Here is a 12,323-nt window from a genome sequence, read left to right as displayed (position 1 = left end):
GAAAAATGATTCTGGATGAGATTTGATCAAGAATTCAATCTACATAAAAAAGCGATCAAACCTAAACAGTGCATTTAGATATATTCGTCGATTGTTATGAAAAAACATTTTACTCTTGTGTTGATGGGTATTGCACAATATATAGACCGCACATAGCATATGTGGAGGTTTTTTATTGCATGAGCGAAGAGATTGATGGTCAATATCGCCCTAGTGAAGATGAGCCTTTTATGAATGAGCGGCAAAAGGCGTATTTTCGTGCTAAATTGGTTTCTTGGAAGAATGATATATTAAAAGAAGCTCGTGAGACTTTGGAAAATTTGCAGGAAGAGAATGTTGGTCAGCCCGATTTGACTGATCGGGCTTCTTGTGAAACTGATCGTACAATCGAATTACGTGCTCGTGATCGTCAGAGGAAACTTATTTCAAAAATAGATGCTGCTTTAGAGCGCATTGATAATGGGACATACGGTTTTTGTGAAGAAACCGGCGAACCCATTAGTATCAAGCGTCTTGAGGCTCGGCCGATAGCCGTTTTGTCATTGGAAGCGCAAGAACGTCACGAACGACGTGAAAGAGTTTATCGCGATGATTAAGGTTATTGAGATGATAAACAAACGAAATTCGTGGTGATAAAATTGTATATTTTTATTTTTGAGGGGTAGGAATGAATAAAGATGGTTCTTGCCGCCCCTCAATTTCGGCGGTGATGGCTGAATCTTTTACCGCTTGATTCGTAAAAGGAGAGGGACTTTTATCCGATACATCGTTTCTTTCTGGAGGGGCGGAATTTAGATGTGTGTGTGTTTCTCTTTTTTGTATTTTTGATGTACCAGTAATATCGGATTCTACAACCACATCTGTTAATCCGCCAATAAGGAGCAAATGTTCTTTATTATCGCAACGGACTAAAACAAGGCGGCGTGCTCGATCTATAGAAATTACTTCACATAATGCTAATCGTGATAGACTTTTTTTTCTATTAATGCTGTATCTTCCCGTACCTAAGCGGCGTAAAAACACGATAATTACGGTAATAGCTGCGATTGTTATTATAAAAAGCAAAAAGCTTACCGTTATGTTTGCAGCAGATACACCTATCTGCTCTGATAACCAGATATACATAGATTTTCTCCCATTTTGGATGGAAATATTATTTTTTATTGAGATAAATTTATAAACATACCCTCAAAAGATTCACTTATAATGTAAGAAATAAACTTTTGAATATTAAGCGAGCTTATCTTAGATAATATCATAGTATATACTTTATAACAACATAACAACGAATATAAAGGAAGTTTTGTGACATAAGAAATAGCTATAAGCTAAGGCAAAGAGAGATGGATAAAGATTTTGAGAATAATGAAAGATCAGCGTCTTCGTTTCATCGGAGAGTTGTGATTTTTGGTGTTGTTTTTGTATTAGGTTTTCTTTTCATTGTGGGTATTTTAGGTTTTTTTTATCCACAAAACTATTTGCAACAGGCGATATCAATATCTTTTTTGATTCTAGCAATGATCGGTGTTGCAACACTCGTTTTGTGTGGAATGGGAATTTTAAGATATCATGTGTGGTCGCATGAAGATTTTGATTTTAGCATCTTTAATAGGAGCGATGATGCAATTGTAATCTCTGATCTTTCTGGTTTTGTTTATTATTCTAATCAAAACTATCGAAAAATTCTGACCTATAAGCCTGAAGTGTCTTGTTATAGGGTTATTGCGGATCTTCCAGGAGCTGGTGCACTCTCGTACCGCTTAAAGGTTGCAGCCTGTAATAATCTTGCAGCGCAAGAGGAATTGAGAGTAGAACAACCAATTTTTACCGATTCTACACCAAAAAAATCTGTTTGGTATAATATTTCCGTTCAACCTATCACAAAACAGAAAAAAAAGCTTTTATTTTGGCGTATTACTGATATTTCGCACTTACAACAAACGCGAGAAGTTTTTTTCTCGAACCTTCAAGAGGCTATCAATCACTTGGATCAAGCTTCTATTGGTTTTGTATCCGTTAATAGACAAGGAACTATTCTTTATGCCAATGCGACTTTTGCCGAATGGTTTTCAATTGATTTAGCGAATTTCTCAATTGGTCAATATAATTTTGATTCGTTATTTGATAGCGTTGGCGCTAAGAGCTCATGGAGTGATATCTGTTTACAAACCAACAGATATCAAAGTTCAGGTTACTCTTTACCTTATAGGTTTTCGTTATGTTTAAATTCACACACGACTTGTGAGAAAATATTCCATTGTCTTATATCTGTTTCTTCTCTCTTAGAAGAGGAAGCTATTTATCGTATTGTGATCATTCCACAACAAATACAAAAAGAAGAGGATGATCAATTAAAATTACCCAGTATATTAGGAGAATATTTTGATGCAAGTCCTTTTGCAATAGCCGTGGTGGATCATGCAGGGCAATTGATTCATATGAATAAAGCTTTTTCATCACTCACGGGATGTATGGACAAAGCTGTCAATTTTTATGATGTTATTTCTCGTCGTGATTGTGCGCAGTTAGAGCGTTCTTTTCAGAGAATTGCGACAAATAAAAATTATTTTGTTTCTCTAGAAACTGTTTTAGAAAAAAATGAAGAATGCCATTTACGGCTCCATATTATGTCTGTACCGCCCTATCACGGTGATGCATTGCAAGATTTGCTTATTATCTCTGTGATTGAAACAACCGAACAAAAAACTCTTGAAGATAAAATGATGCAAAGTCAGAAGATGCAAGCTGTAGGACAATTGGCTGGCGGCATTGCTCATGATTTTAATAATGTTTTAACAGCAATTTTAATGTCGTGTGATCTTCTTTTAAATACGCATCGTAGTTCTGATCCTGCTCATGCTGATCTGATCAATATTAAAAACAATGCTAATCGTGCAGCTGCTCTTGTCCAGCAATTATTAGCTTTTTCTAGAAAGCAAACACTTCGACCTGAAGAAGTTGATTTTACTGAATTTTTATCAGATATCCGCAATCTTATTTTACCACTTTTGGGGAATAATATTCAGTTAAAAATTATCCATGGAAGAGATTTGTGGAGCGTTGAAGTTGATCAAGCATCTTTTCAGCGTGTTATTATGAATTTGGTTATTAATGCGCGTGATGCCATGTTAGATGGAGGTATTGTTACGATTGCGACAAATAATATTACAAAGCAACAAAGTGCTGAATTTAATCATCTTGGATTAGCAATTGGCGAGTATGTGCAATTGACTATTTCAGATACAGGGGCTGGTATATCTGCTGCTATACAAGAAAAAATGTTTGAGCCATTTTTTACAACAAAAGAAGTTGGAAAAGGAACAGGACTTGGTTTATCAATGGTTTATGGAATTATCAAACAGAGCGGTGGATATATTTATTGTGAAAGTAAAGAAGGTGAAGGAGCAACATTTCATATTTTTCTTCCCCGTTATATCCCCAATATAAAAGGAGAAATTTCTCAAAAGATTGAAAAAGATGAAGAGAAAGATAAAAATATAGACTTAACAGGATCTGCGACTGTTTTATTAGTTGAAGATGAAGATGCGGTCAGAATGGGGGGGGTAAGAGCTCTTCAAATGAGAGGATATACGGTTTTAGAGGCAGCAAGTGGGGTGGAAGCACTCTCTATTCTTGAGGAACAAAAAGGAGAAGTTGATATTATTGTTTCCGATGTGGTGATGCCAGAAATGGATGGGCCCACTTTATTGAAGGAAGTCCGTAAAAACTATCCTGATATCAAATTTCTTTTCGTTTCTGGATATGCAAAAGATGCCTTTGCTAAAAATCTTCCACAAGATGCTGTTTTTGGTTTTTTATCTAAACCTTTTACACTCAAACAGTTAGCTGTAACAGTTAAAGAAACACTTTCATCATGAGTAAAAATTTATGCAGTAGAAAAATTGCGTATTTTAAGATTTTTTAGGCTAAATACCAGAGCATTTTGATAAATAGAGCTTATGATAATGTCATAGAATTGAATAAAGAAGAAAAATTTTAAAAATGAACTAAAATTCAAAAAAATCATATGTTTTGTGCAAAAATTTATGAAGAGATGGACTCTATTATGTCAACATTTCATAGAGATTTTCAATTGTAGATACTGAGCAAAAACTATGTGTAAAGCATTGAAATATGCTGATTAATAGATTGTTGATACACTCAAAGAGATAAAAGCTGTTGTTGCGTATCTATCATTTTGCTCTTTCCTTCAATAAATGCTTTTAAGGCTTCGGGGTAGAGTTTATGCTCTACTTTAAGAACTCTTTGTGCTAAGCACTCAGCAGTATCATGGGGATAGACTGGAACGGCTGCTTGGGCAAGGATTTTTCCTGCATCCATGTCTTCTGTAACAAGATGAACAGTGCAACCCGTGATTTTTACACCTGCTTGTAAAGCTTTTTCATGTGTGTTTAAGCCTTTAAATGAAGGCAAAAGAGAAGGATGAATGTTTAAAATTCGTCCTTCATAAAGTTTTACAAAACGTGGTGAGATAAGGCGCATATACCCTGCAAAGCAGAGAAAATCCGGTTTATATTGATTTAAAATTGTAAAAATATTTTCTTCATGCTCTTCTTTTGTTTTGTAAATTTTACGATCAACAATATAAATAGGTAAGTTATGGTTTTGCGCCTTTTCAATACCCCTTGCATGCGGATTATCGCAAATAACCGCGACGATTTCAGCAGGATATTCCGTTTGTTGACTAGCTTGAGCAAGGGCGACCATATTGGACCCATTACCAGAAATAAAAACGACAATTTTTTTTTTCATAAATGCAGTACCCCTTTATAAAGTATTCCTTTATTTTGATCTTGGCATTTTGTTAAAATGCCAAGGGGAGTTACAGTTTCTCCTTTTTTTTCAAGAGCTTGTATAATTGTTTCAGCTGCATACTGTGCTACGATAATGATCATGCCAATACCACAATTAAATGTTCTTAACATTTCTGTTTCTTCTATTTTACCTTGTTTGGCAATCCATGAAAATACTGCTGGAACATTGATGCTAGAAAGATTAATTTCAGCGCAGAGAGAGGATGGAAGGACACGTGGAATATTTTCAGGAAAGCCTCCACCCGTAATATGAGCAAGAGCTTTAATCCCTTCATATTTTCGCATGATGGGAAGAAGCGATTTTACATAAATGCGTGTTGGTGTAAGAAGTGCTATACCAAGGCTGTTTTCGGGGGAAAAAGGGGCAGGGTCATTCCATTTGAGATAATTTTGCTGGATGATTCGTCGAACAAGCGAAAAGCCATTGGAATGAATTCCAGAGGAGCTTAGACCTAATATAACATCACCTTCTATCAAATCTTTTGAAGGAAGTAGCTTGCTGCGTTCGCATGCTCCTACAGCAAAACCGGCTAGATCATAATCTCCCTCTGCATACATTCCTGGCATTTCTGCAGTTTCTCCTCCAATAAGAGCAGCACCGGCTTGTTTACATCCTTCTGCAATACCAGAAACAATCGCAGCACCTTGTTCAGGGTCGAGCTTTCCAGTTGCAAAATAATCCAGAAAAAAGAGAGGTTCAGCTCCTTGTACGAGTAAATCATTGACACACATAGCTACAAGGTCAATACCTACAGTGTTATGGTGCCCCACTTCAATGGCAATTTTTAATTTTGTTCCCACACCATCATTGGCTGCTACTAGGATAGGATCTGTAAAGCCAGCTGCTTTTAAATCAAAAAGGCCACCAAACCCGCCAATTTCTGCATCTGCTCCGGCTCGTTTTGTCGCACGTATAAAAGGTTTGATTTTTTCTACCATAGCATTACCCATATCGATGTTTACACCGGCTTTTGCGTAGGTAAGACCAGCTTTTAATTTATCCCCAGCCTTGGATTTATTATTTGTAAGATCTTGATTGCTCATTGGAGCCTTCCTTTAATGGAAAATCAGGTTTTGATATTATGCAATGCCATGATAGAGTTCTCTCTGCAAGAGATATTGATAAGAAAATAAGCAACTTTTCTTGTACCTTATTTTGAAGTTGTTTATAATTTTTTGTGAAGATTTTTTTAGGATATTTTATGAGCAAGATATCAGATAATCACGGACAGTCTTCTTGGCAACTTATGAAAAAGAAAGTGAGTGAGAATACATCTCGTGATCGTTATAAGACTTATGTGCCAGCGTATACTCAATTACCGTTGCCGAATAATATGAAAAGGCAAATCTTTTTTTGGCTTGGTACGCTGATTTTTTTCATTCTTTTTATGTTTGTTTTTGGATCGATTTTGCTTCCTTTTGTGGCAGGGATTGTGTTGGCTTATTTTCTCAATCCCATTGTTCAATTACTTGAAAAGTTTGGTATTCGTCGTGTGTTTGGGACTGTCCTTATTACCTTATTTATTGTTATTACCTTTGTTGCTGCTTTAGTTATTTTGATTCCTGTTATTAGTTGGCAAATACAGCAATTTATGAGTGATGGTTTACCTGTTTATATTAATCGTATTCAAACCTTTTTTGTTGAGCATGATTTTGATTGGTTAAGGCGCTATTTTGGAAGTGATCCAAATGAATTACGGAATAATATTAAAGGATTTTTGGGAGAAGGTTCGGATTTTATCACGTCTCTTTTGAATTCACTTTTAAAGTCAGGAAAATCAATCGTTAATATCGTTAGCCTATTTGTTGTGGCACCTGTGGTGGCATTTTATATGTTATTAGATTGGCCACGTATGGTAACAGCAATCGATTCGTTAATACCGCGGGATCATCTGGAAACCGTTCGTAGTATTTTTCATGAAATGGATAGAGCTATTGCAGGCTTTGTTCGTGGACAAGGAACAGTTTGTCTCATATTGGGAGGCTATTATGCTATTGGTTTAACGATTGCAGGACTCAATTTTAGTCTTTTGATTGGTATGTTTATTGGTCTTATTAGCTTTGTTCCTTATATCGGCACAATGAGTGGTTTGGTCCTTTCTGTTGGTATTGCATGGGTCCAGTTTTATCCCAATAATTGGGGGGGAATCATTGTTGTGATGGCACTTTTTTTAATTGGTCAATTTATTGAAGGTTATATTCTTCAACCCAAGCTTGTAGGTTCATCAGTGGGATTACATCCCGTATGGTTGATGTTTTCACTTTTTGCTTTTTCTTCACTCTTTGGTTTTACTGGTATGCTTGTTGCTGTTCCTGCGGCAGCGGCTGTTGGCGTTTTAGTTCGTTTTGCTCTTCATACTTATCTGAGTTCTCAGATGTATTCGCGAAGCGGAAATTCGGAGCCGCTAAAATGAATGGGCGTGAAACGCAATTATCTTTAAATTTTCCTTATGATCCGATTTTTCAATTTGAGGATTTAGTGGTAACGGAAAGCAATCGTATGGCTTTTCAGCTTATTGATCACTGGCCCAATTGGAGCTTACCTATTGCAGTTTTGGTTGGTAAAGAAGGATCTGGAAAAACGCATTTTTCTAATATATGGCTCCAAAAAGCAGATGCTTTCAGGATTCAGCACAATGAACTTGATCAGGCTGTTACTATGGCTTCTTTAGGCAGATCATTTTTAATAGAGGATATTGATACAGGTGAAATCAATGAGACAGAACTTTTTCATTTAATTAACAGTATTAAGCAAGCAAATATTGATGCACGACAGGCTACTTTATTGATGACGGCACAAACACTTCCTTCCGCTTGGAATTTAATGTTAAATGATCTAAAAAGTCGTCTTAATTCGGTGATGTTCGTTGAAATTAATCAGCCTGATGATGCATTGTTAACAGCTGTTGCATTTAAGCTTTTTTCCGATAGGCAACTTATTGTACATCCAGATACGGTTTATTATCTTGTAAGCCGTTGTGAACGTTCTTTATTTTCATTGAAGCGTGTTATTGATTCTGTTGATCAGTTGGCATTACAAAGAAAAAGAAAAATAACACGTGCTGTTATTGCTGAAGTTTTAAATAGAAGAAATCCGTAAATACTCCTTATCATGGCTTACTTATTCTGTCCTTCTATTATCGTTTCAATATGTGGAAGACAAGTCATTTAAATTTTCTTCTTTTGGGATATCTATATAAGAGTAAAAAATAGTGTTCTTTACTCTTATCGTGTTTTTATTTTAAATAGCTTTGAGATTTTATTGTATGATGTTGAATTCTTACCATCTTCGCATTTGAAAATTTTTCTAAAAAGAGCGCTTTATTTTATTTATAATAAAACCTTTGTGCTTTGAAAAAATGTTTGTTGTTTATGGATTTGGATTGTAGAAGATTCTAGAATTTTTAATAAAAGAGTCTTTGGGAAGATAGAAAAAGAGGGGAAAAAAGCTTAATACAGCTGAATTTTTTGGCTTATGTTCTCTTTGGGAAAGTTTTTCCATGATATTTAAGTCATTTTTTTCTAAAATTGTATCTGTGGAATGTGTTTTGATACAATGAGAGCTTGCTTAAAACAGGATAAAAATTATGAAATCCTTATAGAGAAATTCGTTATTTTTTAATATAGATTGGATTTTCTTACGGAAGTTATTTTCTACTATTTGTCAATAAATTTGTTATTGAGTAGGGGGAAAAGTTAAAAAATGTGCTTTTTTGTAAAGAAATGCAACAAAATTAAAAAAAAGTGTGTTTTTCTCTTGCACTTCTGTTGTGAAAATTTTAGGAAATGTGCATCAAGTAAATGTAAATGGCGGAGCGTAGCGCAGCCTGGTAGCGCACCTGATTTGGGATCAGGGGGTCGTAGGTTCGAATCCTATCGCTCCGACCATATTTGATTGAGTGTGTGAGAATGACCCAATTGGGTACGTGTGGTGAGAAACTATCATCCAAGCGTTGTGTAATCTGAAGGAAAAAGGCATGATCGCACGTATTTATAGTCCTGCTAAGACAGCTATGCAGTCAGGTAAGGGGAATACAGGTTTTTGGATTCTAGAGTATGAGCCAATGAAAGCAAAAATGCTTGAACCTCTTATGGGCTATACGGCAACGTCTGATATGAATAATCAGGTAAAGATTCGATTTAATAGGAAGGAAGAAGCGATTGCTTTTGCACGTAAGAATGCTATCTCTTACCGTGTAGAAAAGAAACATACATCGATTCGACGTGCTATTTCTTATTCTGATAATTTTCGCAGTGATCGGCAGCATTCTTGGACACATTGAATTGAAGATGCTATTTTGAATTGAGAAAATAATCAGTTGGGTCCCGTAGCTCAGCTGGATAGAGCAACGGCCTTCTAAGCCGTGGGTCACAGGTTCGAATCCTGTCGGGATCACCATGTTTAAATGATATTTATAGGCTATAAAAAGTTAGAGAGTTTTCCTTTTATTCTATTAGCTTATTTTTCTGTATAATCCCGAACCTTTTTGATGTTTTTTGGTTTATTTTGTTGCTACACGTTTTCTGTTGACTGTTTTAGTATAAAATGATGCTGTTTTCTCTTTTTTCAGTAAAAATTGCTTTTGATTGCTGAAACTTTAGCATTGCATATTCTTGCCGCATGTTGCTACTATATCACATGCTTTAGGAAACAGATTACAAAAACTCTTTTTTATGAGCTTCTTTTCATCTTTCTGAAAATGAATATTTTATTTCTTAGATTAGATTTAAGCATTGCGGTTAATGCTGGTGAAATTGCCAAAAAACATCTATTGTGATTTTTTTATTTTTTATGAATAATATTATTACGTTTTTTAGCATGATCTTTGGTAAGATCGATTTTGATTAGATACAAGGCATGATGGATTCGATTTAGAACAGTTTATGAAACATTGAAGAATAAAAACGATATCTGTTTATGATGAGAATTTACAGATGGCACAAGAGGTGGAAAATATCTTCTTGTCTTGGAAGCTGTGATTCATAACGAATTACTTCTTTATAGTTTTTTCGTATAAAAAGATGTCATATGTGCCGTCCAGATAAGATATTGTTTTTTCAATGAGAGACACTTGCGGACAATTTGATTTAACATGATTGTCACTGTTTCTCAGGTAGGGTTATAGGTTTCATCAATGTTTAGGTTTTCTTAGTCTTATAGGTTTAAGAATGTATACTGTATATTTATATGAATGAAGATAGATTGTATCTTAGAGTTAAATTTTTAGATTTCATATTTACATTTTCAAATGTTTTTTCTTATTTCTTTATAGTTTGTACATCATGTGAAAAGTATTTTAATATTGGATAACAATCACATTAAAATGTTATGCAGATGAGCTCTGAAGATCTAAACTCATACGGTTCAAGGTGATCATTATTTCAATAAGAATACAGTGTGAGGAGAATGCCATTTTACAGGCTTTGTTTTAAGAGATATCTCTTAAAGCTCACTTCACGCTGGCGCTCATAAATGGTACAATGATAAATCCATTGAGCTCCATCATCTTTACATTTATGAAGAAACAAACTGACATTATCATACACTTTGCCTATTTTCCAGCCCCCGATGTTGCGATAGATCTTAGCACTTGAGGTAGTTATCGGCATTTTTGTGCTTTTTTATACAATTTTTACTTAATACTAATTCCTCTTATGACGTGTAAGAGAGACGGCTTTGTTTAATTCAATATAAATAGGTTTGAAATGAGAAAACATTGCGATATTCGGATTTCTCATTCAACATGGCAAACAATAAAACATGATTATAAATCAAATGTATTTTTAGAATGAAAAAATTTGCTTTTATCGTGTTTTTTTACTCTTTTTAATATTTTATTATAATCTGTAATTGGTAAACTCAAAATACAGCTCTAAGGTTAAGTGTTTTATATCTATCGAAGTGACTGTGGTTATATCTAACTGTTTGGACAACAAGTTGTATACCAATAGACATGAAAGAATTAAGAAAAACAGGGGATAGATCAGGAAATAAACAATGTTTTTTTGAACAGAATCCTATGCTTGTAGAAAGAGTTTTAAAATCAAACTTCTAATCTGTTGCAAAATGAGGCTGTTATTACGTTTGTGATACTTTTTAGATGGCTTCCCCCAAGAGGCGCTATTAGAACGTAAAAAATATTAGAAACACTCCGTAAAGTATGCCCTTTGTAGAGACATGTTGCACAATCTTATTTCCGAATCTTTATTTACGCATCCCGTACCTTGGAAGAATACGATAATTCAATAATTTATTTATACTATAAAGTTGAATGGTGGGCGTGACAGGCAAATAAAAAGCAAGTAAAATAAAATAGTTATGTCTAATATAAGGGAATGGGTGAATCTTGATTCTATTGAGTTTTTTTGCCTCTATCCCTCATCTTTTTGAAGCTTTTTTATGGCTTCAAGAGAGAGTTTTTTACGATCTGCGCTCTTTGTGTAAAGAGATGCCATAGCATCATTTGTCCAGCCAAAAATTGCTTTGAGTTGTGATACTGTTGCACCAGAATTAGCTGCGCGTGTTGCTGCTAATTTTCTTAAGCCATGTGCTGATTTTTTGATTCCCGCTACGTTACAAGCCTCACGAAAAAGGTTGCCAAAACTTTCTTTAACTAGTTTTTTACCTTCTTTACCACAAATGAATGTTTCTTCTCCAATAGGACCAGTTTCAAGCGTTTTGGCTAATTCCGGTAAAATAGGTAGAAAGACATCTGTTTGGAATTTACTTTTCTCTGTTTTGAGATGAATAATATTGTCTTTGACATCTTTCCAGCCAATGCGAACCGCATCACCACGACGCAAACCCGTATACAAAAGGACATCAATCCAAACGCGTTCATGGGTACCATGGGACCATCTTTGATAATATTTCTCAACATCTTCTTCTGTCCAAACAGCAAACCCATCTTTGTTGTGAAGGGCTGGTCTTTTAACACCTAAGGCTGGATTATTTTCTAAAAGACCTTGGTCAATCGCCCAATTAAAAAGCCCATTAAGGGCTTTCAGAAAGTTTCTAGCCATTGCTGGTGTTTCTTTGCGTCGTTCAACGCCGGCTATGATATGTTTCTTTTCAATTGCTTTGTATGGAATGTTTCCTATGCTATCACATACCTTCATAAGGATGAGTTCTTTTTGTTTTTTTGTAGCCTTAGTGTAGCTATGCCAATTAGAGCTGTTAAAGTATTGTTTAAGCAGCCATGCAAATGACCCTTCAACAAGTTTACCGGTTTTGGATTTAGGAAGTATAAGTCCTTGTAACTCGGCAAGTGCGCTTTTGTAGTTGTCAACAAACTCTTGCGTTCCATAGGTACCGCGTATTCTAATGCGTTTGCCATGACCAATACGTACATACCATACAATTTTACCATGTTGAGTAATTTGTTTAACGAGATGAGGAGGACGTGGTTTTGGCATGGTATTTTACATCTTAGAGAGTGCGGTTTCGTAATATTCATTCTTTGACAAATCTAAAAGTTTGTCTGGGTG

At 35.1% G+C, this 12,323-nt stretch carries 9 protein-coding genes and 2 tRNA genes; 7 read left to right on the top strand and 4 right to left on the bottom strand.

The genetic code is table 11. The features are described 5' to 3' along the window. Positions 1-179 precede the first annotated feature (179 nt). Positions 180-596, top strand: a complete 417-nt coding sequence (dksA, locus tag ACFIMA_RS06600) for an RNA polymerase-binding protein DksA (RefSeq protein WP_015856486.1) — start codon at positions 180-182, stop codon at positions 594-596. Positions 597-648: 52 nt separating this feature from the next. Here dksA and ACFIMA_RS06595 read toward each other — a convergent pair whose 3' ends face one another. Next, on the bottom strand, positions 649-1,125 hold the full coding sequence (locus tag ACFIMA_RS06595) for a hypothetical protein (RefSeq protein WP_375693248.1): 477 nt from the start codon (positions 1,123-1,125) through the stop codon (positions 649-651). A 218-nt stretch (positions 1,126-1,343) separates the two neighbouring features. Here ACFIMA_RS06595 and ACFIMA_RS06590 point away from each other — a divergent pair, with 218 nt between their 5' ends. Beyond that, positions 1,344-3,878, top strand: coding sequence for a response regulator (locus ACFIMA_RS06590; RefSeq protein ID WP_375693247.1), 2,535 nt, complete (start codon positions 1,344-1,346; stop codon positions 3,876-3,878). 283 nt (positions 3,879-4,161) lie between these two features. On the opposite strand, the gene purN is transcribed toward ACFIMA_RS06590, so the two are convergent. After that, positions 4,162-4,773, bottom strand: coding sequence for a phosphoribosylglycinamide formyltransferase (gene purN, locus ACFIMA_RS06585; protein WP_375693246.1), 612 nt, complete (start codon positions 4,771-4,773; stop codon positions 4,162-4,164). Then, positions 4,770-5,879, bottom strand: coding sequence for a phosphoribosylformylglycinamidine cyclo-ligase (purM, locus tag ACFIMA_RS06580; protein ID WP_375632187.1), 1,110 nt, complete (start codon positions 5,877-5,879; stop codon positions 4,770-4,772). The genes purN and purM overlap by 4 nt, the downstream gene beginning before the upstream one ends. A gap of 158 nt (positions 5,880-6,037) precedes the next feature. Here purM and ACFIMA_RS06575 point away from each other — a divergent pair, with 158 nt between their 5' ends. From ACFIMA_RS06575 to ACFIMA_RS06555, 5 genes are all read left to right on the top strand, one after another. Continuing rightward, positions 6,038-7,249, top strand: a complete 1,212-nt coding sequence (locus tag ACFIMA_RS06575; protein WP_375632188.1) for an AI-2E family transporter — start codon at positions 6,038-6,040, stop codon at positions 7,247-7,249. Next, complete coding sequence (hdaA, locus tag ACFIMA_RS06570) at positions 7,246-7,935, top strand: DnaA regulatory inactivator HdaA (protein WP_375693245.1); 690 nt, start codon at positions 7,246-7,248, stop codon at positions 7,933-7,935. The genes ACFIMA_RS06575 and hdaA overlap by 4 nt, the downstream gene beginning before the upstream one ends. A 711-nt stretch (positions 7,936-8,646) precedes the next feature. Beyond that, a tRNA-Pro gene (locus ACFIMA_RS06565) sits at positions 8,647-8,723 on the top strand. 89 nt (positions 8,724-8,812) lie between these two features. After that, positions 8,813-9,118, top strand: a complete 306-nt coding sequence (locus ACFIMA_RS06560; protein ID WP_375611556.1) for an ETC complex I subunit — start codon at positions 8,813-8,815, stop codon at positions 9,116-9,118. Between the two features lie 39 nt (positions 9,119-9,157). Beyond that, a tRNA-Arg gene (locus ACFIMA_RS06555) sits at positions 9,158-9,234 on the top strand. Positions 9,235-11,207: 1,973 nt separating this feature from the next. Here ACFIMA_RS06555 and ACFIMA_RS06550 read toward each other — a convergent pair. After that, positions 11,208-12,251, bottom strand: coding sequence for a tyrosine-type recombinase/integrase (locus ACFIMA_RS06550; RefSeq protein ID WP_375693244.1), 1,044 nt, complete (start codon positions 12,249-12,251; stop codon positions 11,208-11,210). Positions 12,252-12,323: the final 72 nt, after the last annotated feature.

The organism is Bartonella sp. AP88HLJMH, from assembly GCF_042195605.1.
GTDB lineage: Bacteria > Pseudomonadota > Alphaproteobacteria > Rhizobiales > Rhizobiaceae > Bartonella.
Note: the sequence above shows the minus strand (reverse complement) of the source record. Positions and strands in the feature narration are given on the sequence as shown.